Raw genomic sequence first — 25,934 nt, 5'->3', positions numbered from 1 at the left:
GCCACCGTTCGGGGAGGAGAGTGGCAATGGCATGGAATGACGGATGTGCGCCGCGTGAAAAATTGATGGCGCTGGGCGCCGGGGCGTTGAGCGATACGGAGCTGCTGGCGATTTTCCTGCGTACCGGCATCGCAGGTACGCATGTGATGCAACTGGCGGAAAGCCTGCTGATGCAATTTGGGTCGTTGTATCAGCTCATGATGGCGGACAAGGACACCTTTTGTAACGCACGGGGCGTGGGGGTGTCCAAATACACGCAGTTGCAGGCGGTGGCGGAACTGGCCCGGCGGCTGTTTTCTTCCCACCTGGCGCGGGAGGATGCGATGCTCAACCCGGAAGTGACGCAGCAGTACTTGCAATTGCTGCTGGCGCATCATGAACGGGAGGTCTTTCTGGTGATGTTTCTGGATAACCAGCATCGGGTGATTCGTCATCAGGAAATGTTCGCCGGCACGATCAGTAGCGTGGAGGTGCATCCGCGTGAGATTGTGCGCGAGGCGCTCAAAGCCAACGCCGCCGCGCTGATCCTGGCGCATAACCATCCGTCCGGCCGGGCGGAGCCCAGTCAGGCCGACCGCTCCATCACCGGAAAAATTGCTCAAGCCTGCCAATTGCTGGATATTCGGGTGCTCGACCATCTGGTGATCGGGCGCGGCGAGTACGTTTCTTTTGCCGAGCGAGGGTGGATTTGAAAGATATTTCCGCGATCCTGGGGGATCTTTAGCTGTTCGGGACTTGAGCGCATACGCTTCAAAGCGTATACTACGCCACCTTTGAGAATCTTGGGTGTGGCGTTAAGAGCCTATCTCAGCAGGTTTACCCTGATGACAGAGTCTTTTCAGTGAAGTTGCTGAGATGGGCTCTAAAGCCTGACGAGGCGGCCGACACCCTCTACGAAGCTCGAGCTGATTTGATTTTTGGAGAATAGACATGTCCCGAGTCTGCCAAGTTACTGGCAAGCGTCCGGTGACCGGTAATAACCGTTCACACGCAATGAATGCGACTAAACGCCGTTTTCTGCCAAACCTGCACTCCCATCGTTTTTGGGTTGAAGGTGAGAAGCGTTTTGTAACGCTGCGCGTATCTGCTAAAGGTATGCGTGTTATCGATAAAAAGGGTATCGAAGCGGTTCTGGCCGATCTGCGTGCCCGTGGTGAAAAGTATTAAGGAACTGAATCATGGCTAAAGGTGTTCGCGAGAAGATCAAGCTGGTTTCTTCTGCTGGTACTGGTCACTACTATACCACTACGAAGAACAAGCGTACGATGCCGGAAAAACTGGAACTGAAAAAATTCGATCCAGTGGTTCGTCAGCACGTCGTCTACAAAGAAGCTAAAATTAAGTAATTTTAGTGGATCTGAAAAACCCGGCTTCGGCCGGGTTTTTTTATCGCTTCAGCAGGACATTTCACCGGAGGACGCATGCCAGAATTACCCGAAGTGGAAACCAGTCGCCGGGGCATTTCACCCTGGCTGGTCGGCCATACCATTCTGTATGCCGAGGTGCGTAACGCGCGCCTGCGCTGGCCTGTCTCTCCTGAAATTCTATCGCTGAGCGATACGCCGGTGCTGAGTGTGCAGCGGCGGGCCAAATATCTGCTGATTGAACTGCCGACCGGCTGGATAATCGTACATCTGGGTATGTCGGGCAGTTTGCGGGTGCTGCCGGAATACAGCGAGCCGGATAAGCATGACCACGTCGATCTGGTGATGGACAGCGGTAAGGTGCTGCGTTATACCGACCCGCGTCGTTTCGGCGCCTGGCTGTGGTGCGACGATCCGGCGACCAGTTCGGTGCTGGCACATCTGGGGCCGGAACCGCTGAGCGACGATTTTTCCGGTCGCTACCTGTTTGCCCAATCCCGCGGCCGCAAAACGCCGATCAAGCTGTGGATTATGGACAACAAACTGGTGGTGGGCGTGGGCAACATTTACGCCAGCGAATCGCTGTTTAATGCCGGTGTTCTGCCGAACCGACCGGCGGGTTCGTTGTCTGAGGTTGAAGCGGACCAACTGGTACGTTCCATCAAACAGGTATTGCAACGCTCGATTGAGCAAGGCGGCACCACGCTGCGGGATTTCCTGCAGTCCGATGGCAAACCGGGTTATTTCGCGCAGGAGTTACAGGTCTATGGCCGCAGCGGCGAGCCCTGTCACCATTGCGGCACGCCGATTGAGAGTATCAAACAGGGTCAGCGCAGTACTTTTTTCTGTAAATGTTGTCAGCGTTAAATCTGTATGCCACAGCCAATCGCTTCTCCAACCATTATCAAGGAACATCCCATGGGTCAGGTGGACCTGAGTATCATTATTCCTGTTTATAACTGTGAAGACTATATTCCGGGGCTGTTTGCATCGCTGTTGAGTCAGAATACGCTGGCGATAGAAGTGATTGTGGTGAATGACGGCTCGACGGACAACAGCCTGGCGTTATTGCAGACGATCGCCAGCGCCGATCCGAGGGTGATTCTGCTCGAACAACCTAATCAGGGATCCTCTGCTGCGCGCAATACCGGTATGGATCGCGCCCGTGGCGAGTGGATCGGATTTGTGGATGCGGATGACTGGATCCCTGACGATCTGCTGTCAGTCTGGCTGGCGCAGGCCCGAGAGCAACAGGTTGATGTGCTGATCGGTAATGCCTTCGGTTTCAAGCAGGATCCACACCAGGAGGCTGACAACCGGTTGCTGCGTAAGCAACCTTGGGGGCAGGTTATTAGCGGCGAGGAGTGGATTATTCATTGTGTCAATAATCATGAATGGCCGCATTTTTCCTGGTTGCAGCTGATTAGAAAATCGGTGATTGATGCCAATAGGCTGCGTTTTGTAAAAGGCATAACCCATGAAGACATTGTGTGGACAACCGAGGTTGCTCTCTCTGCGAAACGGATGGGATTTTGTGACTCCCGTTGCTATGGCTATCGCCGGAATTTGAACTCTGTCACTCAGTCCCAGTCAATGGACAAACTGGTGTTCAGGGCGCAGAGCTATGTCTATGTGGTTAGCTGGCTGGTGGGTATGGCTGACAGGCAATGTGTGAATCCCTCGCTGAGCGAAGCGTTACTGCGTCACGCGAAATCCGAGAGCCGCAATCTGTTCGGATTACTCAGAAAGAAAATTTCCCACCCTCCGATGAGACGTGAACTGGCGCGTCGTGTGTTCGACGACCGCCTTCATCGGGCGCTGTTTCGACGCTGTGGCAATTTTAGGTCATGGTGGTACGCAATGCGTTTCACCGCCTTGATGTTCCTGTATGCCAGATGATGGTTATCGCGGGAAGATAAGAACATGATCCCTGTGGGGGGTCATACCAGCTTCTGCTGCAACGCCAGCGCGATGGGGGCGGGTAAAAAGTGTGAAACGTCGCCGCCGTGACGGGCAACTTCTTTAACCAGTGACGATGAGATGAAAGACCACTGCTCCGATGGCATCAGAAAGATGCTTTCCAGCGTCGGCATCAGATGGTGGTTCATTTTGGCCAGTTGCAGTTCATATTCGAAGTCGGACACGGCGCGTAACCCCCGCACCAGAATCGTCGCCTGCTGCTGCCGGGCGAAATTAGCCATTAGATCGGTAAAACCAATCACCTCGACGTTCGACAGATGCTGCGTGGCTTCTTTCGCCAGCGACACCCGTTCTTCCAGCGTAAACAACGTCTTTTTGCCGGGGCTGGCGGCAATAGCCAGAATCAGGTGATCGAACATGCGCGCTGCGCGTGTCAGCAGGTCCAGATGGCCGTTGGTCAGCGGGTCAAAGGTGCCGGGATAGATGGCTCTAGTCTTCATGGTGCTGATGTTCCTGGTGAGTGTCGCGCCGGTTATTCAGGGCCCATAGACCAGTATATTTGTTAAACGTGTACTGTGCATTCACGATGGCCAGCAGCAGCCCTTGTTTGCCGTCCAGAAAGCCGGCCCGCAACAGCCAGGTTTTGATAAACGCTCCCAGCGTGTGCAGTACGATAGCGGCGAAACCGCAGCGTTTGCCCTGACGAAAACGCTCAGTGGCCCAGCTTTCCGCGTAGGCGAACTGCTTTTGCTGGAAGCTGAAAAAATCGCGGCAGGTCAGGTGTTTCAGGTCGCCATCCAGCGAAATCACCCGGGCGGCGCCGTAGTCGAGAGATTCGTGTACCGCGTTGTCGTTGTAACGGTAGTGGTTGGGATACAGGCGGATCACCTCGTCCGGATACCAGCCGCTGTGGCGCATGAAACGCCCCAGAAACAGATTGCGGCGGGCGCAGCGATAAACCGCATCGCTCTCAGGGGATTCGAGCGTCGCCTCAATGGATTGCCGCAGCGCCGGCGTGACCCGTTCGTCGGTATCAATCATGAAGATGTAATCGCCGCTGGCGTACTGCTGCGCCAGTTGACGCTGTTTGCCGAAACCGGGCCAGTCGGTGTTTTGATAGACCTGTGCGCCGTGGCGGCGAGCGACATCCAGTGTGCCGTCGCTGCTGCCTGAATCCAGCACGATAATCTCGTCGGCCCAGTCGACCGACGACAGACAGTCGGGCAGCAGCTCCGCCGCGTTACGGCTGATAAGAACGACGGACAGGCGTTTGCGGCTCATTACTGACTCCGTGGCGGCAGATAGGGCTCCAGCAGAGCCAGCAAACTTTGCAGCGCGCCCTGATTTTTGTGCAGTACGTCTACGGCATGGTGGCCGTGATAACGGCGATAATCATCGTCAGACAGCAGAGTGGTGGCCTGTTCCACCAGCGACGCGGTATCCCGCACGGTGATCAGCCCATCGGACTCTTGCAGGCGGGCGCAGATATCCTTGAAGTTGAAGGTATGCGGCCCCATCAGCACCGGTATGGCGTGCGCGGCCGGTTCCAGCGGATTATGTCCGCCTCGTTCAATCAGGCTACCGCCGACAAACGCCAGGTCGGCAATGCCGTACAGCAGCATCAGTTCACCCATGGTATCGCCAATCACCACATGAGACGAGGCGGGAGGAACGGTGCCCGCGCTGCGCAGGGTGTATTCCAGCCCGGCCTTGCGGACGATCGCTTTGGCGTCGTCAAAACGGTCGGGATGACGTGGCACCAGAATCAGCAACAGCGTAGGAAAGGTTTTCAGCAATTCGGTGTGGGCGTCGACAACGATCTTTTCTTCGCCCTCATGGGTACTGGCGGCGATCCACACCGGGCGCTGCGGCGCCCACTGACGACGCAGCGTTACGGCGCGCGCGGCCAGCTCCGGCGTGACGGAAATATCAAATTTCAGGCTGCCGGTCACGTTCAACTGGCTGCGTTTTAGCCCCAGATTGATAAAGCGTTCGCCGTCTTCCGCATTTTGCACCGCGATGAGGGTGATGCGACGCAGCAGCGTACGCATAAAGCGGCCGAGTTTGCGGTAGCCGTTGGCGGAACGTTCGGACAGACGGGCGTTGGCGATGATCAGCGGGATTTTGCGCTGGTGCAGCGCGGTGATCAGGTTAGGCCACAGCTCGGTTTCCATAATGATCACCAATCGCGGCTGCACATGATCAAGAAAGCGCGCCATGGCGCCGGGCAGATCGTAGGGCAGGTAGACATGATAGACGTCTTTACCGAAGGCAGATAACGCGCGCTCGGAGCCGGTCGGCGTCATGGTGGTGACGGTAATCGGCAGGGACGGATAGCGATGGCGCAAGGCGCGGACCAGCGGCACCGCGGCCAGCGTCTCTCCGACGGAGACGGAATGCAGCAGTATGCCTTCGGGTTTTACCTGATTCTTGTAGAAGCCGTAGCGTTCCCCCCAGCGTTTGCGGTAAGCGGGGATTTTGCGGCCCCGGAGCCAGAGGCGCAGCCAGATAAGCGGCTGAATCATGTAAAACAGAAAGGTGTACAGCGTTTGTAACATAATCATCGGTATTATAGTCGGCGATAGCGAATTCTATATATTTATAGCGGCTAAATCTATCATTTTAACCGGATACGGCTGGTGTTCTCTTTTCTACCGGAGAAACAGGGAATTAGCGCTGGAAATTGCATCGTTGCACGTTGGATTAATGATTGATGGCAAACAGGATTATTCGTCGCAGGAAACACCGTCCAGATAAAAAAGAGGCGTAATAATTAAAATAAAAGGACAAGATAAATAAATATTTACCCTGTTTTTAACCCGTGCGGGAAATATATTTATCAGTTCATGAAGTGAATTATCAAATAGTATTTAACGATGTGGTGGTTTATTTCAAAATGTGTATTATGCCGTGAGGATAAGGCGGTGGCGCTGCCGGAAAATGGCAGAAAGTTGAACAGCCTGGCGACATTCCGTTTTACGATACCGAAGGTAAATCAATCCTCTCTTGAACGTATGACGAACGCATTTTAGACAGGATTCTTCGCTGGCCTTCATGTATTATAGGCGGTTTATGATTTAAGGCTTATCTGATATAGGTATAAAAAGATGTTAGACACATCTTTAAATATATTACATACCGAGTCCTCTTGTGGTTGGGGCGGGCAGGAAATTCGTATTCTTACGGAGTCTCAGGGAATGATGAAGCGTGGCCATAAGGTCACCATTCTGTGTTGTCCGCACTCCAATATTTATCGTGAAGCGCAGGCGCGGGGCATTGCCGTGGTCGGGCTGCCGATCGAGAAAAAACGGTTGTCGTCTCTGCTGGCGCTGGTCGGTTGGCTGCGTCAGCATGGCTGCGCGTTCGATATCATCAATACGCACAGCTCCACCGATGCCTGGCTGGTCGCCGTCGCCGGGCTGATGCTGGGAAAACGTGTGCCGCCGATGGTGCGCACCCGCCATGTTTCCACCGACATCAACCGCTCGCTGACTACCCGCTGGCTGTACATGACTGCCACCCGCCACATCGCCACCACCGGCGAGCGGCTGCGTCAGCAGTTGCATCGCGACAACCGCTATCCGCTGTCGCATATGACCTCGGTGCCGACCGGTATCGACCTCAATTTTTATCGTCAGGCTGCCCGGCAGGGTGCCCGTCAGACCATCGGCGTTCCGGATCGGCCGACGCTGGGTATTCTGGCTACCATGCGTTCCTGGAAAGGGCACACCTATTTGCTGGAGGCCTGGCAGACGCTGGCGAAGGATTTTCCGGACTGGCAGTTGCTGATGGTGGGTGACGGGCCGCAGCGTCAGGCGCTGGAACAGCAGGTAGCGTCGATGGGTCTGGCCGATCGGGTGATTTTTCTGGGCAACCGTGACGATGTGCCGGACTGCCTGAACAGCATGGATCTGTTTGTGCTGCCCTCCTACGGCAACGAAGGCGTACCGCAAAGCATCATGCAGGCGATGGCCTGTGGCTTGCCGGTGGTGTCAACTACCGTGGGCGCAATTGACGAAGCTGTGGTCAATGAACAGACCGGCTATCTGATCACGCCTAAAAACACCGCGTTGCTGGAACAGAAATTGCGCCAACTGATGGGTGATGATGCGTTGCGCGCCCGGTTTGGCGAAGCGGCGCTCAAGCGTGCATCCGAGCAGTTTGGCGCGGATATCATGCTCGACAGAATGACCACCATTTTCCGGAACAGCCTGCGGTCGACTCGTTCATGAGTAAATTTTCCGCCCGGTTGCGGATTTTTCCGCGCGGTCTGCTGCAATTGCTGAAAAAGCCCTGGCGCCGTGCGCCGACGGCGGTGAAACGCATTCTGGTCGCCCACAATCTGTTGCTGGGCGATACCGTGATGCTGACGCCGTTGCTAGCCAAGCTGCGGCGTAATTACCCGCGGGCGGAAATCGTACTGCTGTGCAAGCCGCCGTTTGTCGAGGTTTATCGCCTGAATCCCTATGGCGTAGTACCGATGTCTTATCAGCCCGCTTCGGTGGCGTCGGTATCGGCGATTGTCAACAGCGGGCCCTATGATCTGGCGTTGATTCCGGGCGATAACCGCTATAGCTGGCTGGCGCTGGCGGCGGGCAGCCGTTGGATCGTGGCGCACCGACCTGCGCTGCGCAATGCCAAGAGCTGGCCGGTCAATGAATACCGGGACTATCCGGTCGAACCGATGGCGTGGGGCGACGCGATGGCCGCCCTGACGGACGGTGAGTTGCCCGCGCCTCAGCGCTGGTCTGCGCCGGCGTGCGATTTTCCCCCGCCGCAATCGCCCTTTGTCGTACTGCATGTCGGCGCCAGCAATCCAGTGCGTTTCTGGCCGCCTGAGCGCTGGCTGGCGCTGGCGGACTGGTTGACGACGCAAGGGTACACTCCGGTATGGAGCGCTGGCGGCAATGAACGGCATATCGTTGACGCGATTGACCCGGAGCGGCGTTATCGCAGTTTTGCCGGCGAATTGTCTTTGTCGCAATTGCTGACGCTGCTGGCGGATTCGAAAGCGCTGATCTGCGCCGATACCGGCGTGGCGCATCTGGCGAAATGGGTCAATACCCCGACCATGACGCTATATGGTCCGGGTAATCCGGTCGCGTTTGGCCCCGGCCGCTTCTGGCAGAATAACCCGATTATCAACCTCGGTTTCCACCCGATCCCTTGTCGCGACCAGCACACGCTGTTCGGCCGTGAACTGTCCTGGCTTGAACGGTGCAATCGGAATGAAACGCGCTGCCTGCAGTTCTGCGACGGGCAGTCGGCGTGTATGCAACAGATTTCCCTTCCTGAGATTCAAACCGCTTTTACCCATTTGTTGAGAAAGATTTAATGACTACTCAGTTATCGTTTAACACCCGACGTACCGATAATCGCGGCCTGTATTTTCTCAGTGCGCTGGCTATTTTTGTTAACCCGCTGGCCGAAGCGCCCAAAAACATCGTCATGGCACTGTTGCTACTATGGGTGATCGTTCAGGCGGTCATGAATAAAAAAGAGCGCCAGTGGTCAGGATGGGATCTGTTTTTTGCCCTTTACATACTCTCGTATCTGGTCGGTATGCCGTTTTCCGCTTATCACACCGAGGTGCGCTCACTGACCGATGTAGCCCGCTATATGCTGTTCGGCTGGGTTATTTATCGCGCCAGTTTCAGCGAAAAGCAGAAAATCGGTCTGGTGTTCTGGGCCTCGCTGGGGACGTTCATCGGCCTGATTTATGGCGCGTGGGAACACTTTTATCTCGGTAGCGAAACGTACTGGACGCTTAACTCAGTCGGTCATGTGAATCACGCCGCCATCTATAACGCCATTATTTGCGGGATGGCGTTGACTGTTCTGTTCAGTTACTGGTCGACCTTGAGCGTTGGCAAACGTCTGATGTGGATCGCTATGCTGACATTGTCCCTGGTGTATGTGGCGTTTGGCGAAAGCCGGGCGACCTTTGGGGCGATGATGGCGGTTGTGGCGATACTCTGTCTGGGGTTCTCCAAAAGAAACAAACGCCTTATTTATCTGCCGGTGCTGTTTGTCGTTGGTCTGATCGGTATCGCTTTGCTTAGCAATGCTCGCGTGGTGGTTAAGCAGGAGCAAAATGAGGCGGCCAATAACGTACTGAGCTATCGCGATATCATCTGGCGCTCGGCGCTAACCGAAATCAAACAGCATCCGCTGTTTGGCGTCGGCAAGGAAAACTTCCAGAAAGTGGATATTGTGAATCCGGGCGATGTGATCGGCCACATTTCCCATTCACACAATGTCTATCTCAATGTGCTGACGGAAAACGGCATCTGGGGCGCCTTTTGGGTCTTTAGCCTGTTTGGCGCGATGGGCGTGACGCTGGTGCGTTATATACCGAAGAGAAATGCGTTACCGGTTTCCTGGCTGTCGTGGGGAGCGGCCTGCTCGGCGTTGGTAATCACGCTGGTGGTCGGGTTGGTTAACACCACTTTCCATCATGAACACGCCAATCTTAGCATGCTCTGTTTTGCGCTGTGGCTCAGCCAGTATCGCTACGATCGCCAGCGCTTTATCTGATTTGAGGGCCGGGTCATGGACGTCATGTTGGTCGTGACCCGGCTTATTTACCGAAACGCGTAGTGCCCCCGGTATTGCATCAAATCAACTGTTCATAAAGTTTGAGCATGTTATCGCTCAGGAAGCGCAGATCGTAGCGCTCCACTTTGGCTCTCGCCTGCTCGCCAAACCCGTCGAACCCGGTTTCGCAAGCCTGTCGCACCGACTGGCGCAGACCGTCATAGTCCAGCGAGTCGCAGACAAACCCGTTCACACCAGACTGGATAAACTCTTTGCCGCCGCACTGTTGTGAGGTAATCACCCCCAGTCCGCTGGCCATCGCTTCCAGTACCACATTCGGGAACGGGTCGTACAGCGTCGGCAGCAACAGCATATCCGCCGCACCGTAGTAAGGCCGGGTATCCGGCTGCATACCGACGAAATGTACCCGATCGGCAACACCGAGCCGCCGGGCCAGGCGCTGGTAACGACGGCTGTGTTTATCTTTCCCCACCACCATCAGGTGCGGATGCTGAGGAACGCCGCTGATGGCGTGGATCGCGCCCGCCAGCCCTTTGCGCTCAAAGCCGGAGCCGACAAACAGCATCACCGGCGCGTTGTGCGGCACACCCAGTTGCTGACGTAAAGTGTGACGGTGGATTGCGCGCAGGTCGGGGGTAAAGGTGTCGGTGTTCACCCCGTTGTAAATCAGATGAATTTTGTCGGCAGGCACGCCAAAGTAGTGGCGAATCTCATCCGCCACCATCTGCGAGTTGCAGATCACGGCTTTCAGCGATGGATGCTGATACATCGCTTGCTCCTGCGCCATCACATAGCGGTGAAAGCCGGACCACCACAGCAGACGTCGCTGCAACGGGTTGAGAATCCGCGAGCGTTGGGTCAGCCAGGAGTGATGAACGCCGTCGCCGGCGCGGTAAATATGGCAGCCCGGGATCCGTTCGTGACTCTGCACCAGATCGAACGCGGCGAAGTGTTGCTGAGCGGCCTGCGCGAATGCGCTTTCCCGCTGAACCCGTCCGGTAATGCGCGGGTTACAGATGATAACGTTGCGGTTGGCCTGCTCCGCACCTTCCCAACTGCGGGTGATGACGCTGACATCCAGCGAACGGTGGTTGCTGAGCGCGTCGAGCGCTCTGGAAACGAAGCGTTCCGCCCCGCCGTCCGGACGGTATTTCTGCCGCACGATCGCCAGTTTCATCCCTGCGCCTCCAGCAGTGCTGAATCAACCGCCAGCAATACCTGCTGAACGCTGATTTGCTGCAGACAGTCGCTGACCTTGCTGCCGCCGCAGCCGTCTTTACCGCAAGGGCGGCAGGGATGGCGGTCGGAGACTATTACCCGATTGACGGTCATCCACGGCGCCCACTCTGTCTCTCCGCTGGGGCCGAACAGCGCCACCACCGGCGTCTGCATCGCAGACGCGATATGCATCGGCACCGAGTCCACGCCCAGCAGCAGTTGCGCGTTGCCGATCAGGCTCGCCAGCTGTTTGAGCGTCAGTTGGCCGGCCAGATCCAGTACCGGATGGGTCAGCCGCGACTTGATGTCGGCAATCATCGCCATCTCGTTTTCCGCCGGCGAAGCGCTGAGCACAATGGTGTGGCCGCGTTCGCACAGCGTGTTGATGGCTTCCGCCATAGCGCTGCTCTTCCAGCATTTGAACAGCCAGCGCGACGTTGGATGCACCACGATGAAGGGTTGCCCCTGCCATTGTTGGGCGCGTAGTTTCTGGTCTACCGCTCGATCGGCGTCCTCACCGGCAATGAGTTGTAACCGACGTTCTTCCGGTTCCGGCTGGATCCCCAGTATCCGCAGGGTATCCAGATGGGATTCCACCGTGTGACGGCGCGAGACGCGCGGTACACGATACTGAAAGGTCTTTTTCCAGAACGACAGTTTATCGCGCGCGTTGTTGCGAAAGGTGACGCCGAGTGGGATGCCCGCCAGACGCGCGATCCATAAACCGCGCATACTCTCGGTCAGGTGAATGATGGCGTCATAACGTTGCGCCCGCAGCGTTTTCAGCAGCGCCCACTCTTTCGCCAGATGACCGAACGTCCCGAGTTTTTTCCATTTTTTGTCGACGGTATAAAGCTGGTCAATCGCCGGATGCAGCGACAGCATTTCCGCCGTGTCGGCAAACACCAGCGCGTCGATTTGGGCGTCCGGATAACGCTGGCGCAGAATGGAAAACAGCGGCGATGTCAGCAGCACATCGCCATGATGGCGGAATTTGGTAATAAGGATTCGCCGGAGTTCAACCTTGCGCGGTGAGGTCACAGTAAAACCGCCTTATTCAGTCAATAGAGAAGCACAGTGTTGCCACACATCGGCGGCGTGGAGATCCGCCAGATTGCGACTGCCTGCCGGACGGCAGACATGCTGATTTTGGCCGTAGCCGCCGATCAACCCTGGGTCGGTCGGGCCGTACAGCGTGATGTTGGGACGGTCGAGCGCGGCGGCGAGGTGGCTGAGCCCGGTATCCACCGAAACCACGGCTTGCGCGCCCGCCAGCACGCCCGCGACCTGTGCCAGCGTCAGCCGGGGCAGCACGTCCACGTGGGAAAAACCGGCTGCCAGCCGCTGCGCCCGCTGGTGTTCGTGCTCCGCGCCCCAGGGTAATTTGATGCGCAGCCCGCGAGGTTCGGCCAGCGCGATCAGCTCGCGCCAGTGTGCCTCAGGCCAGTGTTTTTCATCCCTTGTGGTGGCATGCAGAAACACCAGGTACGGCTGGCTGTCGGCGGGTTGCGCCGCCAGAAAACGCGCCGCAATCGCGTAATCGCCCTGTTCCGTCGGTTTACGGTAGTTCAGGCTGACGGAAAACAGTTCCCGGATGCGTTCTACCGCGTGCTGCTGGCGGCCGATCGGATGCCGATACTGATAAAACCAGCTGGCCAGCGGCTCGCGGGCGCTTTTCCAGTCCAGTCCGTGCTTGTTGCCGAGGGCCAGACGGGTCACCAGTACCGCGCTTTTCAGCAGCCCCTGCGCATCAATGACCGCATCGTAGCGCTTTTCACGCAGCTGTTTTTTGAACGCGGCCCGCTCTGCGCGGGTTTCACGGCTGAACCAGCTTTTGCGCCAGCGGCGAATCGCCACCGGAATGACGCGGTCAACCGCCGGATGCCATCCGGGGATCTGGGCAAAACCTTCTTCCACCACCCAGTCGAACTGGATGCCGTGAATCACCTGCATCGCATCGGTGAGTGCGGGCAGGGTGTGCAGCACATCGCCCATAGAAGACGTTTTGACGATCAATACCCTCATGCAGGCTCCCCTTTGGCGGGCAGATAGCGTGACAGGGCATCCAGCACCTGTTGTGGTTGAATATCGATCAGGCTCTGATGATACCCTTGTTCGGCATCGCCCTTGCGTACCCGGTGATAACCGGTAATCAGACGGATGACCTCGGCCTGATGGGAGAGCGGCGGAGTGAAGTCCGGGCTGCTGGGACCGTACAGCGCCACCAGCGGGCGGTTGAGCGCCGCCGCCACGTGCATCAGACCGGAGTCGTTGCTGACGATCGCCTGACAGGCGGCGATCAACACCACCGCCTGATCCAGCGCCGTCTGCCCAGCCAGATTGAGGCAATGCTCGCGGGCGTCGGCACTCAGGGTTTGGCGGATGTCCTCACCCGCCTGATGGTCGTTTTTCGAACCGAACAAGACCACCTGATAACCTTGCTCAATCAGCGTTTGCGCCAGCGAGCCGTAGTGGTAATGCGGCCAGCGCTTGGCCGGGCCGAATTCGGCGCCGGGGCAGAAGCCGATCAGCGGCCGGTTGTCGGTCAGATTAAAGGCGGCGGTGACATCCGCAATTTCGGCGTCGTTTACCGCCAACTGCGGCCACAGTAAAGGCTGGGGCAAATCAGCGGCGGTATGAATGCGAGCGCGGTCATAAGCCAGCGCGACATAGCGCTGCACCATCAGCGGGAAAGCAGCTTTGTCCAGAATCCGTAGGTCATTGAGCAGACCGTAGCGCATTTCACCACGCCAGCCGGTGCGATGCGGAATGCCGGCAAAAAAAGGCACCAGCGCCGACTTGAAGGAATTGGGCAGCACATAGGCGCGATCGTATCGCTGCTCACGCAGCGATACGCCCAGTCGCCGACGTTCGCCGAGCGCCAGCATGCCGTGCCCCAGCGGCATGGGTAATGCCTGATGTACTTCGGGCATGCGCGCCAGCAGCGGGCGACACCAGGCCGGCGCCATCACATCGATGATGGCGTCCGGGTGTTCGGCCTTCAGGGTGCGGTAAAGACTGTGCGACATCATCATGTCGCCCACCCAGGAAGGACCGATAACCAGAATTTTCATACCGTTCGTGTTTCCTTACGGCAAAGCGAATCAGGCGTTGCGGTTCAGCCAGGCCAGATAGTCGGCGACCCCTTCCGCTACGGTTTTGAACGGTTTGTCATAACCCGCGGCGCGCAGGTTGGTGAGGTCTGCCTGCGTGTAAGCCTGATAGCGGCCTTTCAGTTTTTCCGGGAAGGGGATGGACTCTACGCCGTCTTTCTGGTGGTAGTCCAGTACGGCATCCGCCACGGCCTGAAAGGACTCGGCGCGGCCGGTACCGCAGTTGAAGATACCGGAAACTTCGTGTTGCCAGAACCACAGGTTCACCGCCGCTACGTCGCCGACATAGATGAAATCGCGTTTGAAGTTTTCGCTGCCGGCGAACAGTTTGGGTTTTTCACCCTGATTGATCTGGTTATTCAGGTGGAACGCTACGCTCGCCATGCTGCCTTTGTGGCCTTCGCGCGGCCCGTAGACGTTGAAGTAGCGAAAGCCGCAAATCTGTGAGTTGGTCTGCGGCAGAATTTCACGCACATACTGGTCGAACAGGAACTTGGAATAGCCGTAGACGTTCAGCGGCTGCTCATACTGGCGGTCTTCCACGAAGTTGTCGGTGCGGCCGCCGTAGGTCGCGGCGGAAGAGGCATACAGGAATGGAATCCCGCGCTCCAGACAGTAGTGCAGCACGTCCTTGGAGTACTGATAGTTATTGTCCATCATGTACTTACCGTCCCACTCGGTGGTGGAGGAACAGGCGCCTTCGTGGAAAATAACGTCGATATCGCCCAAATCGTCACCGGCGACGATGCTGGCGAGGAAGTCTTCCTTATCCATGTAGTCGGCGATGTCCAGATCGACCAGATTGGCGAACTTGGTGCCATCCTTAAGGTTGTCGACCACCAGAATATCCCGGTACCCGTCGTCATTCAGCGCCTTGACGATATTGCTGCCGATGAAACCAGCGCCGCCAGTTACGATAATCATGGGAGTTACCTGCTAATCTTGCTGGTGGAGCACCGTGCTCCACACCTCTTGACCGCTATAATAGCATTTCGACGCATCACAGACATCCTGTGCGGATTTTCCCGCCGTTTCTTGCCAACCGCTTCGCATTTCCGGCGTGACCGCGGTGGCATTTTGTGGCTGACCCGTCAGCCCGGCTCGCATTTCTCCACTACCTTTACCTCCATGAGATCCGCTTTAGCGCTATGAAACCTACCGCCGCCCGGCGGGAATTACGATGCGGACGAAAAGACGAAAAGGAGAGCTGTGCCATGCCTGATGCGTTTTATCACCAACTGACCACCCAGCTTGCCTCGCTACGCGACGAGGGGCTGTTTAAGGATGAGCGGCCGATCGCTACGGCGCAGCAGGCGCAAATTACGGTGGCGGACGATGGCGAGTTGATCAATTTCTGCGCGAACAACTATCTGGGGCTGGCCAATCACCCGGCGGTGATTGACGCGGCCAAAGCCGGGCTGGATAGCCGCGGTTTTGGCATGGCGTCGGTGCGTTTTATCTGCGGTACGCAGGATATTCACCAGACGCTGGAGCGCCGGCTGGCGGAATTTCTCGGCATGGAGGACGCGATGCTCTACTCCTCCTGCTTCGACGCCAACGGCGGGCTGTTCGAAACCCTGATGGGGGAAGACGACGCGATCGTGTCCGATGCGCTCAATCATGCGTCGATCATCGATGGCATTCGCCTGTCAAAAGCGCGCCGCTATCGTTACGACAATAACGATATGCATCAGCTGGATGCACAGTTGAAGCAGGCCCGGGCGGAAGGGGCGCGTAACCTGATGATCGCCACCGATGGCGTGTTTTCGATGGATGGCGTGATCGCCAATCTGCGCGGCATTTGCGATCTGGCGGAGCGCTACGACGCACTGGTGATGGTGGACGACTCCCACGCGGTGGGCTTTGTCGGCGAACAAGGGCGCGGCACCCATGAATACTGTCAGGTGATGGGGCGGGTGGACATTATTACCGGCACGCTGGGCAAGGCACTGGGCGGCGCGTCCGGCGGCTATACCGCTGCCCGGCGGGAGGTGGTGGCGTGGCTGCGTCAGCGTTCCCGGCCATATTTGTTTTCCAATTCGCTGGCGCCGTCGATTGTGACGGCGTCGATCAAGGTATTGGAACTGTTACAGGGCGGGCAGGCGCTGCGTCGGCGTCTGTGGCATAACGCCAGTCTGTTTCGTCAGCGGATGACCGAGGCGGGGTTTACGCTTGCGGGCGCGGATCACGCCATTATTCCGGTGATGCTGGGTGACGCCCGGCTGGCGCAGGCATTCGCGGCGGCGCTGCGACAGCAAGGTATCTATGTCACCGGTTTCTTTTACCCGGTGGTGCCGCACGGGCAGGCGCGCATCCGTACCCAGATGTCGGCGGCGCATACGCCGGAACAGATTGAACGAGCGGTGGCGGCGTTTATCCACGTCGGCCGTCGGTTGGGCGTGGTGAGGTGAAGTGAGGTGAGGAGAACAGGATGAAAGCGCTGGCGAAACTGCGCCCGGAACCGGGCATCTGGCTGACTGATGTTCCCGTGCCGGAGCCGGGCCACAACGACGTGATGATCAAAATTTGCAAAACCGCCATTTGCGGCACCGACGTGCATATCTACAACTGGGATGCGTGGTCGCAGAAAACCATCCCGGTGCCGATGGTGGTCGGGCATGAGTATGTCGGCGACATCGTGGCGATCGGGCAGGAAGTGGAAGGGTTCAGGATTGGCGATCGGGTTTCGGGCGAAGGGCATATCACCTGCGGCTATTGCCGTAACTGTCGCGCCGGCCGTCGCCACCTGTGCCGCAATACCTCTGGCGTCGGCGTTAACCGACCTGGTGCCTTCGCCGAATATCTGGTGATTCCGGCGTATAACGCGTTCCGTCTGCCGGCGGCGATTCCCGATGACATCGCCGCTATTTTCGATCCGTTCGGCAACGCGGTGCACACGGCGCTGGCGTTTGATCTGGTAGGGGAAGACGTGCTGGTGAGCGGCGCCGGGCCGATTGGCGTCATGGCGGCGGCGGTGTGTCGTCATGTCGGCGCCCGACACGTAGTAATTACCGATGTTAACGATTACCGGCTGGCGCTGGCGAAACGGATGGGGGTAACTCGTGCGGTGAATGTATCGCGGGAATCGCTGGCCGATGTGATGCGTGAACTGGGCATGGCCGAAGGGTTTGACGTCGGGCTGGAGATGTCCGGCGCGCCGGCGGCCTTACGCACGCTGTTGTCGGTGATGAACCACGGCGGTCGCATCGCCATGCTGGGTATTCCGCCGGAAGCCATACCGGTGGACTGGAGTGAAATCATTTTCAAGGGGCTGGTGATTAAAGGCATCTATGGCCGCGAAATGTTTGAAACCTGGTACAAGATGGCGGCGTTGATCCAGTCCGGACTGGATCTGTCGCCGATCATCACCCATCGCTACGCCGTTGGCGATTTCCAGCATGGGTTTGATGTGATGCGCTCCGGCCAGTCCGGCAAAGTCGTGCTGAGCTGGGAGTAATGCGCCGCACGGCCGGGAGCGTCATGTTACCCCAGCCAGGTCTGCCAGTGTTGTTTTAGGTAGCTGACGGCGGGGCTGGTCGCCAGATTACGTCCAAGTTGTCGCCACAGCTCCGGTTGCGATATTGCCGGCAACGGTTGTTTGATCGCGCAGACTTGAATCGGGCGCAGCCGTTTTTGCGCCGGGGCGACCGGTTGCGAGGCGAGGTACGTCGGCACCGGCTCATAGCGCGGTTCCGGTTCGTTCAGCAACTGACTGGGGCGCACCAGCACGATATCGGCCGGCAGCGTCGGCAACATCTGCTGCAACACCTGAATGGTGGTGGGATGAGGGTGACCGATGGCGATGGCGTACCCGCTGCGTTGTGCTATCTCCACCGCCCGGCTGAACTGGCGCCGGATATCGGCGACGTTCTGGGTATCGTCCAGAAACACCTTGCGTTTGAGTACTTTGATGCCGGTGCCTGCCGCCGCCCGGCTGGCCTGACTGCTGCCGATGGTCATGCTGTCGAGAAAATAGAGGCGATAGGCGGTCATCGCCTGCATCACCTTTTGCATGCCCGGCAGGCTGGCGGTCATGGCGCTGCCCATGTGGTTGTTCAACCCGACGGCGTAAGGCACCTTATTGACCGCGTCGCGCAGGATGCGGGCGATTTCCTCGCTGCTCATGTCGGGGCGCAGCGTGTCCCGTTCCAGCGGTTGCTTGCTCATGGGCGCCATCGGCAGATGGATCAACACTTCTCTGCCTTGCGCGTGGGCCTTGGTCGCCATGTCGCGGGCGTAGGGCGCATTGGGCAACACGGCCACGGAAATGGCGGTGGGCATCGCCAGCACCTGATTTTCGTTATGCGGGCGGTAGCCGAAATCATCGATCACCAGCGCCAGTTTGCCCGCCCAGACGGGGAGGACCAGCAGCGTGCTGGTGAGGGTCATACCGGCGATAGCCAGCACGCGGGAAATTAATGGATGCAAACCTACCTTCCTAGCCAGGGTAAGGGGTTGACCGCCTGTCCCTGACGCCGAATTTCAAAATAGAGGGCGGGCTGATTCTGCCCGCCGCTGTTGCCGACCAGCGCCACCGGCTGACCGGCCTTCACCTGCGCGCCTACCGACACCAGCGCGCTCTGGTTATAGCCATACAGACTCATGTCGCCCTTGCCGTGTTCCAGCACCACCACCTGACCATAGCCCTGCAGCCAGTCGGCCATCAGCACGGTGCCGTCGGCGATGGCACGCACCTCGGTGCCTTCGGAGGCGCCGATTACCAGCCCTTTCCAGCGCAATTCGCCCTGCAACGGTTCGCCGAAACGGTGCAGCGTGCGGCCGCGCACCGGCCACACGTACTGGCCGGCCGGCTGACCCAGACCGCCGGTACGCGCCATCAGCGAGCGCTCCTGTTCGGAGGGCTTATAGCTGGCGCCCTTGCGTTTGGCCTGCTCTTCTTTTTCGCGCACGCGGGCGGCTTCGCGGGCTTCACGCTCCGCTCGCGCCTTGGCTTCCCGTTCCGCCCGCGCGATCTGGTCGCGCAGGCGGGTTTCGTTCTGGCGCAGCTCCGTCAACTGTTGCTGGTCTTTTTCCAGCGCGTTTTCCAGCGCGCCCAATGTCTTCTGACGTTCGCCCTGCGCCTGTTCCAGCGTTTTCTGCTGTTGCTGTTGGTCGCCGAGCAGGCGTTTTTGCTGCGCCTGTTTCTGCTCCAGTTGCTGCTTCTGGCCGGCAAGCTGTGTACGGGTTTGCTGTAACGCGGCGATGGATTGCTCGCGCGCCTGATTCAGGTAATTGAAGTAGGCGAGGATGCGCTCGCGCCGCTGGCTTTCTTCACCGCTGAGGATCAGTTGCAGGGCGCCATGCTGGCCCTGGCGGAACGCGGCATCCAGCTGTTTCGCCAACAGGTTTTCCTGCGTTTTCTGCTGGGTTTGCAGTTTGGCGATGGAGGCGTTCAGACTGCCGATATCCTGATTCAGGCGTTCAAGGGTGGAGCGGGTGTCGCGTAGCTGACGGGTGGATTGAGCGATCGACTGTTCCTGCTTTTTCAGTTGTTCAAGCAGGGCGCTGCGACGCTGTTGCTGTTCCCGGACGCTTTTTTCCTTCTCTGCGATGTCTTGCTGCAGGGATTTCAACTGCTGCTGGCCGTCGTCGCTCCAGCCGGGGCATGGCAACAGCAGCACGCCGACACAAAGCACACTGGCGCACCGGATTAGCAGTTTGTCACGACCCGTCGGCAACGGTACAGAGAACGCTTTTTTGCTCATGGCGAAAGATTATTCCACGATGAACAGCGCCTTACCAGTTGTCTCGTCAGGGATTTCTATTTCCATCCATGACAGTGGTCGGCCTCGAATCCTGCGGATAAATGCAATCCGCCGCGCATAATCATGACGCGATGTTGGCTTACAGGCTGTAATTGCGGTATCGCATAGGTATACTCAGACTCCCTGTATTTGAATTGCTTAACTGATTTCGGAGTCGTTACACCCCATGCAAGAGATTATGCCATTCATCAGCCGACACCCGATTCTGAGCGTGGCCTGGATTGCCCTGCTGGTCGCGGTCATTGTGCTTACGGTGAAGAGTAAACTGTCCAAGGTAAAAGAAGTGGCTCGTGGTGAAGCGATCCAACTGATTAATAAAGAAGATGCGGTGGTGGTAGACACCCGTAATCGTGATGATTACCGTCGTGGACATATCGCCGGCGCCATCAACCTGTTGCCGAACGACATCAAAAACGGCAGCCTGAGCGAACTGGAAAAACACAAAGCGCAGCCGGTGATTGTGGTTTGCGCCAACGGCATGGCATCCCGTGAGCCGGCAGAGAACCTGTTCAAAGCCGGGTTTGAGCGCGTCGTGATTCTGAAAGATGGGCTGGCTGGCTGGAGCGGCGAGAACCTCCCGCTGGTACGCGGTAAGTAATGCGACGCCCCGTCAGAGGGGAGTCTGTTTATGTTATGGCGTGTCCTTCCTGGCGAAGGGAAGCGCGCAAGGAAATCTAACGAAAGGGTATTATTCAACATGTCTGAACAAAACAACGGCGAACTGACTTTCCAGATCCAGCGTATCTACACCAAGGATATTTCTTTCGAAGCGCCGAACGCGCCGCAGGTGTTCCAGCAGGAATGGAACCCGGAAGTCAAACTGGACCTGGATACCGCATCCACCCAGTTGGCTGACGATGTGTACGAAGTGGTGCTGCGCGTGACTGTGACTTCCACCCTCGGCGAAGAAACCGCATTCCTGTGCGAAGTGCAGCAGGCGGGTATTTTCACCGTTGCCGGCATCGAAGGCACCCAACTGGCCCACTGCCTGGGCGCTTACTGCCCGAACGTGTTGTTCCCGTACGCGCGCGAATGCATCACCAGCCTGGTATCCCGCGGCACCTTCCCGCAGTTGAACCTGGCTCCGGTTAACTTTGACGCGCTGTTCATGAACTATCTCGAACAGCAGGCCGGTCAGGACGGCGCCGCTCAGACGCTGAATGCCTGATGAACCCGTCTGACGCAGCAATGACGGTGATCGGTGCCGGATCTTACGGCACCGCACTGGCGATCACGGTGGCCCGCAATGGCCACCGTGTGGTGCTTTGGGGCCATGATCCCGTTCATATTCAGGCGCTACAGGCCGCGCGGTGCAATCAGGCGTTCCTGCCGGATGTGCCATTCCCGGACACGCTGCAACTGGAAGCGGACCTGTCGCAGGCGCTGGCCGCCAGCCGCAACATTCTGGTGGTGGTGCCGAGCCATGTGTTCGGCGATGTGCTGCGCCAGCTCAAGCCCCATTTGCGGGCGGACGCGCGACTGGTGTGGGCCACCAAAGGGCTGGAAGCGGAAACCGGCCGTCTGTTGCAGGACGTCGCCCGCGAAGCGCTGGGTAATACGATCCCGCTGGCGGTGCTTTCCGGGCCGACGTTCGCCAAAGAGCTGGCGGCCGGGTTGCCTACCGCGATTGCGCTGGCATCGACCGATCAGCCGTTTTCCGACGATTTGCAACATCTGCTGCATTGCGGCAAAAGTTTTCGCGTCTACAGCAACCCCGACTTTGTCGGCGTGCAGCTGGGGGGCGCAGTGAAGAACGTGATTGCCATCGGCGCCGGCATGTCTGACGGTATGGGGTTCGGCGCCAATGCGCGTACCGCGCTTATCACCCGCGGTCTGGCGGAAATGACGCGGCTGGGCGTGGCGCTGGGGGCTGATCCGACCACGTTTATGGGCATGGCGGGTCTGGGCGATCTGGTATTGACCTGCACCGACAACCAGTCACGCAACCGTCGTTTCGGCATGATGCTGGGACAAGGGATGGACGTGGTTAGCGCTCAGAACCAGATTGGTCAGGTGGTGGAAGGTTACCGTAATACCAAGGAAGTGATGGCGCTGGCGCAGCGCTACGGTGTGGAAATGCCGATCACCGAGCAGCTCTGGCAGGTGCTGTATTGCGGTAAAGACGCGCGTGAAGCGGCGTTGAGCCTGCTGGGCCGGGCGCGCAAAGACGAAAGCGCCAGCCTGTGACGGCAGGGCATTGATCGGGCTTCCCACGGGAAGCCCGTTGTTGTTTTATGCTGATAGAGCGTCGTGCAGTAGCAAGCGGTGAAGCGGTGGGTTGACGGTTTTTCAAAGAGGTGTCGCGATGTCGAATGATGAGCTGGAACTGGTTTGGAAAAACATTAAGGAAGAGGCGCGCAGTCTGGCGGAATGCGAACCGATGCTGGCCAGTTTCTTTCACGCGACGCTGCTGAAACATGAGAATCTGGGCAGCGCATTGAGCTACATGCTGGCGAATAAGCTGGCTAACGCCATCATGCCGGCGATTGCCATCCGTGAAGTGGTGGAAGAGGCCTACCGCGCCGAACCGCAGATGATTGCGTCCGCTGCCCGCGACATTCTGGCGGTGCGTTTGCGCGATCCGGCGGTGGATAAATACTCGACGCCGCTGCTCTACCTGAAAGGATTTCATGCTCTGCAGGCTTACCGTATCGGCCACTGGCTGTGGCGGCAGGAGCGGCAGGCGCTGGCGATTTACCTGCAAAACCAGATTTCCGTGTCATTTGGGGTGGATATCCACCCGGCGGCGCGCATCGGTTGCGGCATCATGCTGGACCATGCCACCGGTATCGTAATCGGTGAAACCGCCGTGGTGGAAAACGACGTTTCCATTCTGCAATCGGTCACCCTGGGGGGGACCGGCAAGACCAACGGCGACCGCCATCCCAAGATTCGGGAAGGGGTGATGATCGGCGCTGGCGCCAAGATTCTCGGCAATATCGAAGTGGGCTGCGGCGCCAAGATTGGCGCGGGTTCGGTGGTGTTGCAGCCGGTGCCGCCGCATACCACTGCCGCTGGCGTGCCGGCGCGAATTGTTGGCCGCCCGGAAAGCGATAAACCCTCGCTGGATATGGATCAGTACTTCAACGGTTCGTTGCGCGGTTTCGAAGACGGCGACGGCATCTGATATTTTTCCGGCCTGCCTGCACGGCAAGCCGGATAATACGCTTCTTTCATCCGCACCCTGCGGTTTTTGGTTTTGCCTGCCTGACTCGACGCCGGCGCTATTATTTCAGGGATTGCCGGAGCATCCCTTTGCTTGCATTTTGACCTCTCCATTACGGCAGATCCGGCTGTTTATCCTATGCTTTAGCTAAGAAGTCTCTCAAAAATACCGGTTAGCCCGGTAATTCAGCGTTAGCTGTATTTAATCCTGCGAGAATCGTTGTATATCAGTGGTCGGACCATAAAACATCATGGAAATAAGTATCAGGTAACCCGACTCGCCGGTTGTTGGCGATTTTGCTTTTTGGGAATGCTGTTTATGCGATTAATGCCGTTTATGCGATTAAAATTGACCTCACACACCTGCCTCTTTGCTCTGTCTTCCTTGCTGGTTACTCCTGCATTTGCCGCACCGTCCGGCGACAATACGGCATCTGATGCCGTTGAACGCGGCTCGGAACCGGGAATCTGGCAGCGCGCCGGCAACAATCTGTCGGATACCTGGCATCACTGGCAGTCTCAGGAGCTGTATGTGCCGGCCATGACCTGGCATAACCGCTGGGCTTACGACAAAGCGAAGACCGACAGATACAACGAGCGCCCCTGGGGCGCGGGCTATGGCGTGTCCCGACTGGACCGCGATGGCGACTGGCACAGCCTGTACCTGATGGCGTTCAAGGACTCTTTCAACAAGTGGGAGCCTATCGGCGGCTATGGCTATGAAAAACGCTGGCGGCCGCTGGAGAATCAGGATGTTCAGTTGGGGCTGGGTTTTACCGCTGGCGTGACCATGCGGGACAACTGGAAATACATTCCGATCCCGGTGCTGCTGCCGATGGCGTCGGTCAGTTATCAGCGCCTGTCTTTTCAGGCGACTTATATTCCCGGCACGCATAATAATGGCAACGTGTTCTTTGCCTGGCTGCGCTGGCAGTTCTGATCAATCGATTGGTGATATTTTGTTCTGATGTAAACCAAGTTGAAAGAAATGCGACCACGTAACTCGACTACAATGCTTATCCTGTTACACGTTATAGAGCGAGTCATGCCGTGCCGTTATTGATCATCACCACGATTTTGTGGTCGTTTTCCTTCAGCCTGATTGGCGAATACCTGGCCGGCCAGGTCGATAGCTGGTTCTCAGCCATGTTCCGGCTGGTGCTGGCGGCGCTGGTGTTTCTGCCTTTCCTGCGCTGGCGCGGCTATTCCCCCAAAGTGCTGGGGTTGTATTTGCTGGTAGGCGTTTTCCAGCTCGGCGTCATGTACCTGTTCCTGTTCCGTAGTTACCTTTACCTCAATGTACCGACGATCCTGCTGTTTTCGGTGATGACGCCGCTGTACGTCACGCTGATTTACGACCTGCTCAGCGGGCATCGCCTGCGCTGGGGTTATGCATTCAGCGCCTTGCTGGCTGTTCTGGGCGCCGCGGTGATCCACTATCACGGCGTGAGCGATCATTTCTGGTGGGGGCTGCTGCTGGTGCAGGCGGCCAATGTCTGTTTTGCCGTGGGGCAAGTGGGATATAAACGGCTGATGGAAGTGTATCCGATGCCGCAGCACAGCGCCTTTTCCTGGTTCTACCTCGGCGCCGCGCTGGTGACGCTGGTGGCTTGGGCGCTGGTCGGCAATCTGACCAAACTGCCCACCGCACCGGTGCAGTGGGGGGTTCTGGTGTTTCTTGGCGTGGTGGTGTCGGGCCTGGGCTATTTCATGTGGAACTATGGCGCCACCCAGGTGGATTCCGGCACGTTGAGTATCATGAACAACTTTCACGTCCCGGCCGGGTTGCTGGTCAACTTCGCGTTCTGGCAGAAAACGCCGAACTGGACCAGCTTTCTCATCGGTTCGGCGATTATTGCGGCGGCCTTGTGGGTACACCAACGTTGGGTCGTGAAGCATCCCGCACAAACGGCAGATGCTCACAGGCATGCTGGCGCGCGGAACGAATAAACGCTTCGATAACCGGCTGGCGCTGCTCGCCATCGCGTACGGCGGCGTACAGCCGGCTCCACAAGCCGTCTCCCAGGGTTTTCGTCACCACCAGACCCTGACGTTCAAAACTCTCCACCACCCAGTGCGGCAGCGCGGCGATGCCCATGCGCGCCGCCACCATCTGGATCAACAGCAGGGTATTGTCTACGCTTTTTAGCGACGGGCTGACGCCAGCCGGTTGCAGAAAGTGGCGCCACACATCCAGCCGTTGACGTTGCACCGGGTAGATCATCAATGTTTCCTGCGCCAGATCGTCAGGCGTAATTACGGCTTTGGCGGCCAGCGGATGATCCGGCGACAACACCAAACGTACCTCAAAGTCGAACATCGGCGAGTAGTGCAGGCCGCTGCGCGGCAGAATGTCGGAGGTCATCACCAGGTCCAGCTCGCCTTGTTGCAGCGCAGGTTGCGGGTCGAAAGTGACGCCGGATTTGAAATCCATCACCACCTGCGGCCAGCTTTGGTGGAAGTTCTCCAGCGCCGGCGTCAGCCACTGAATACAACTGTGACACTCGATCGCCAGCCGTAGCGTTGTTTGATGCGGCTCGTTGCACGCCTGCAGCGCCTGCTGAATCTGCGGCAGGATCTGCTCGGCCAGTTGCAGCAGAATTTCCCCCTGCGGCGTAAAGCGTAGCGGCTGGCTCTTACGGACGAACAAGCGGAATCCCAGCCGTTGTTCCAGATCGCTGAACTGATGCGACAGGGCGGATTGCGTCTGATGGAGCTGTGCGGCGGCGGCGGCTAACGATCCTGTGTTGCGCAGCGCCTGCAGCGTCCGTAAGTGTTTAAGTTCGATCATGAGAGTCCTTCACAGTGACAGTGAATAAATTGCGCTTGTA

At 58.0% G+C, this 25,934-nt stretch carries 27 protein-coding genes; 16 read left to right on the top strand and 11 right to left on the bottom strand.

Translation table 11 applies throughout. The features are described 5' to 3' along the window. Window positions 1–26 precede the first annotated feature (26 nt). From radC to DDA898_RS20565, 5 genes are all read left to right on the top strand, one after another. Complete coding sequence (gene radC / locus DDA898_RS20585; protein WP_033112136.1) at window positions 27–692, top strand: RadC family protein; 666 nt, start codon at window positions 27–29, stop codon at window positions 690–692. 238 nt (window positions 693–930) lie between these two features. Beyond that, the gene (rpmB, locus tag DDA898_RS20580) at window positions 931–1,167 is read left to right on the top strand and encodes a 50S ribosomal protein L28 (protein WP_012763801.1); all 237 of its coding nucleotides are present in this window, start codon (window positions 931–933) and stop codon (window positions 1,165–1,167) included. 11 nt (window positions 1,168–1,178) lie between these two features. Then, window positions 1,179–1,346 carry a 50S ribosomal protein L33 gene (gene rpmG, locus DDA898_RS20575; RefSeq protein ID WP_012763802.1) on the top strand — a complete coding sequence of 56 codons (168 nt, stop codon included), beginning with the start codon at window positions 1,179–1,181 and terminating at the stop codon, window positions 1,344–1,346. Window positions 1,347–1,421: 75 nt separating this feature from the next. Then, window positions 1,422–2,231, top strand: coding sequence for a bifunctional DNA-formamidopyrimidine glycosylase/DNA-(apurinic or apyrimidinic site) lyase (gene mutM, locus DDA898_RS20570; RefSeq protein WP_013319935.1), 810 nt, complete (start codon window positions 1,422–1,424; stop codon window positions 2,229–2,231). Between the two features lie 51 nt (window positions 2,232–2,282). Then, a complete protein-coding gene (locus DDA898_RS20565) occupies window positions 2,283–3,263 on the top strand; it encodes a glycosyltransferase (protein ID WP_013319934.1) in 981 nt (326 codons plus the stop codon). Between the two features lie 41 nt (window positions 3,264–3,304). On the opposite strand, the gene coaD is transcribed toward DDA898_RS20565, so the two are convergent. The 3 genes from coaD to waaA are packed head-to-tail and all read right to left on the bottom strand — an operon-like array spanning window position 3,305 to window position 5,842. After that, window positions 3,305–3,784: a pantetheine-phosphate adenylyltransferase gene (gene coaD, locus DDA898_RS20560; RefSeq protein ID WP_038902330.1), complete on the bottom strand. Its 480-nt coding sequence runs from the start codon at window positions 3,782–3,784 to the stop codon at window positions 3,305–3,307. Further along, a complete protein-coding gene (locus DDA898_RS20555) occupies window positions 3,774–4,565 on the bottom strand; it encodes a glycosyltransferase family 2 protein (protein WP_038912222.1) in 792 nt (263 codons plus the stop codon). The genes coaD and DDA898_RS20555 overlap by 11 nt, the downstream gene beginning before the upstream one ends. Next, window positions 4,565–5,842 carry a lipid IV(A) 3-deoxy-D-manno-octulosonic acid transferase gene (gene waaA / locus DDA898_RS20550; protein ID WP_038902807.1) on the bottom strand — a complete coding sequence of 426 codons (1,278 nt, stop codon included), beginning with the start codon at window positions 5,840–5,842 and terminating at the stop codon, window positions 4,565–4,567. Before waaA ends, DDA898_RS20555 begins: the two co-directional genes overlap by 1 nt. Window positions 5,843–6,391: 549 nt before the next feature. On the opposite strand from waaA, the gene DDA898_RS20545 reads away from it, so the two are divergent. From DDA898_RS20545 to DDA898_RS20535, 3 genes are read left to right on the top strand one after another with little or no spacing between them, the layout of a single operon-like run. Beyond that, window positions 6,392–7,516, top strand: coding sequence for a glycosyltransferase family 4 protein (locus DDA898_RS20545; RefSeq protein ID WP_013319930.1), 1,125 nt, complete (start codon window positions 6,392–6,394; stop codon window positions 7,514–7,516). Continuing rightward, window positions 7,513–8,619, top strand: a complete 1,107-nt coding sequence (locus DDA898_RS20540) for a glycosyltransferase family 9 protein (protein WP_038912221.1) — start codon at window positions 7,513–7,515, stop codon at window positions 8,617–8,619. Before DDA898_RS20545 ends, DDA898_RS20540 begins: the two co-directional genes overlap by 4 nt. Then, on the top strand, window positions 8,619–9,821 hold the full coding sequence (locus DDA898_RS20535) for an O-antigen ligase family protein (RefSeq protein ID WP_038912220.1): 1,203 nt from the start codon (window positions 8,619–8,621) through the stop codon (window positions 9,819–9,821). The genes DDA898_RS20540 and DDA898_RS20535 overlap by 1 nt, the downstream gene beginning before the upstream one ends. A 79-nt stretch (window positions 9,822–9,900) precedes the next feature. On the opposite strand, the gene DDA898_RS20530 is transcribed toward DDA898_RS20535, so the two are convergent. From DDA898_RS20530 to rfaD, 5 genes are read right to left on the bottom strand one after another with little or no spacing between them, the layout of a single operon-like run. Next, entirely contained in the window at window positions 9,901–11,019 is a 1,119-nt protein-coding gene (locus DDA898_RS20530) for a glycosyltransferase family 4 protein (protein WP_038912219.1), read from the bottom strand. After that, the gene (gene rfaQ / locus DDA898_RS20525; protein WP_038912218.1) at window positions 11,016–12,101 is read right to left on the bottom strand and encodes a putative lipopolysaccharide heptosyltransferase III; all 1,086 of its coding nucleotides are present in this window, start codon (window positions 12,099–12,101) and stop codon (window positions 11,016–11,018) included. The genes DDA898_RS20530 and rfaQ overlap by 4 nt, the downstream gene beginning before the upstream one ends. Before the next feature lie 12 nt (window positions 12,102–12,113). Next, the gene (gene rfaC / locus DDA898_RS20520; RefSeq protein ID WP_038912217.1) at window positions 12,114–13,085 is read right to left on the bottom strand and encodes a lipopolysaccharide heptosyltransferase RfaC; all 972 of its coding nucleotides are present in this window, start codon (window positions 13,083–13,085) and stop codon (window positions 12,114–12,116) included. Continuing rightward, complete coding sequence (gene rfaF / locus DDA898_RS20515) at window positions 13,082–14,134, bottom strand: ADP-heptose--LPS heptosyltransferase RfaF (RefSeq protein WP_038912216.1); 1,053 nt, start codon at window positions 14,132–14,134, stop codon at window positions 13,082–13,084. Before rfaF ends, rfaC begins: the two co-directional genes overlap by 4 nt. A 30-nt stretch (window positions 14,135–14,164) precedes the next feature. Then, window positions 14,165–15,097 carry an ADP-glyceromanno-heptose 6-epimerase gene (gene rfaD, locus DDA898_RS20510; protein WP_013319923.1) on the bottom strand — a complete coding sequence of 311 codons (933 nt, stop codon included), beginning with the start codon at window positions 15,095–15,097 and terminating at the stop codon, window positions 14,165–14,167. Window positions 15,098–15,387: 290 nt separating this feature from the next. Between rfaD and DDA898_RS20505 the strand changes: the two genes are divergently transcribed. After that, window positions 15,388–16,584, top strand: a complete 1,197-nt coding sequence (locus DDA898_RS20505) for a glycine C-acetyltransferase (RefSeq protein ID WP_038912214.1) — start codon at window positions 15,388–15,390, stop codon at window positions 16,582–16,584. A 20-nt stretch (window positions 16,585–16,604) separates the two neighbouring features. After that, window positions 16,605–17,630: an L-threonine 3-dehydrogenase gene (gene tdh, locus DDA898_RS20500; protein WP_038912213.1), complete on the top strand. Its 1,026-nt coding sequence runs from the start codon at window positions 16,605–16,607 to the stop codon at window positions 17,628–17,630. 26 nt (window positions 17,631–17,656) lie between these two features. Here the strand turns inward: tdh and DDA898_RS20495 are convergent, their stop codons facing one another. After that, the gene (locus DDA898_RS20495) at window positions 17,657–18,562 is read right to left on the bottom strand and encodes a divergent polysaccharide deacetylase family protein (protein ID WP_038912677.1); all 906 of its coding nucleotides are present in this window, start codon (window positions 18,560–18,562) and stop codon (window positions 17,657–17,659) included. Window positions 18,563–18,603: 41 nt separating this feature from the next. After that, window positions 18,604–19,878, bottom strand: a complete 1,275-nt coding sequence (envC, locus tag DDA898_RS20490; protein ID WP_050570295.1) for a murein hydrolase activator EnvC — start codon at window positions 19,876–19,878, stop codon at window positions 18,604–18,606. A gap of 226 nt (window positions 19,879–20,104) precedes the next feature. On the opposite strand from envC, the gene DDA898_RS20485 reads away from it, so the two are divergent. The 6 genes from DDA898_RS20485 (at window position 20,105) to DDA898_RS20460 (ending at window position 25,053) form a co-directional block, all read left to right on the top strand. Further along, a complete protein-coding gene (locus DDA898_RS20485; protein ID WP_013319918.1) occupies window positions 20,105–20,536 on the top strand; it encodes a rhodanese-like domain-containing protein in 432 nt (143 codons plus the stop codon). A 99-nt stretch (window positions 20,537–20,635) separates the two neighbouring features. Then, window positions 20,636–21,106 (top strand): protein-export chaperone SecB, encoded by a 471-nt coding sequence (secB, locus tag DDA898_RS20480; RefSeq protein ID WP_013319917.1) that lies wholly within the window; start codon window positions 20,636–20,638, stop codon window positions 21,104–21,106. Beyond that, window positions 21,106–22,125: an NAD(P)H-dependent glycerol-3-phosphate dehydrogenase gene (gene gpsA, locus DDA898_RS20475; RefSeq protein ID WP_038912212.1), complete on the top strand. Its 1,020-nt coding sequence runs from the start codon at window positions 21,106–21,108 to the stop codon at window positions 22,123–22,125. The genes secB and gpsA overlap by 1 nt, the downstream gene beginning before the upstream one ends. 118 nt (window positions 22,126–22,243) lie before the next feature. After that, window positions 22,244–23,065 carry a serine O-acetyltransferase gene (gene cysE, locus DDA898_RS20470; protein WP_013319915.1) on the top strand — a complete coding sequence of 274 codons (822 nt, stop codon included), beginning with the start codon at window positions 22,244–22,246 and terminating at the stop codon, window positions 23,063–23,065. A gap of 375 nt (window positions 23,066–23,440) precedes the next feature. After that, window positions 23,441–24,043 (top strand): lipid IV(A) palmitoyltransferase PagP, encoded by a 603-nt coding sequence (gene pagP / locus DDA898_RS20465; protein ID WP_107768425.1) that lies wholly within the window; start codon window positions 23,441–23,443, stop codon window positions 24,041–24,043. Between the two features lie 110 nt (window positions 24,044–24,153). Then, window positions 24,154–25,053, top strand: coding sequence for a carboxylate/amino acid/amine transporter (locus DDA898_RS20460; protein ID WP_038912211.1), 900 nt, complete (start codon window positions 24,154–24,156; stop codon window positions 25,051–25,053). Here the strand turns inward: DDA898_RS20460 and metR are convergent. Beyond that, window positions 24,956–25,894: an HTH-type transcriptional regulator MetR gene (gene metR / locus DDA898_RS22610; protein WP_071604579.1), complete on the bottom strand. Its 939-nt coding sequence runs from the start codon at window positions 25,892–25,894 to the stop codon at window positions 24,956–24,958. The two genes, DDA898_RS20460 and metR, sit on opposite strands and share 98 nt — an antisense overlap. Between the last annotated feature and the right edge of the window lie 40 nt (window positions 25,895–25,934).

The sequence above is a fragment of the Dickeya dadantii NCPPB 898 genome (assembly GCF_000406145.1).
In the GTDB taxonomy this organism is placed as follows: domain Bacteria; phylum Pseudomonadota; class Gammaproteobacteria; order Enterobacterales; family Enterobacteriaceae; genus Dickeya; species Dickeya dadantii.
Note: the sequence above shows the minus strand (reverse complement) of the source record. Positions and strands in the feature narration are given on the sequence as shown.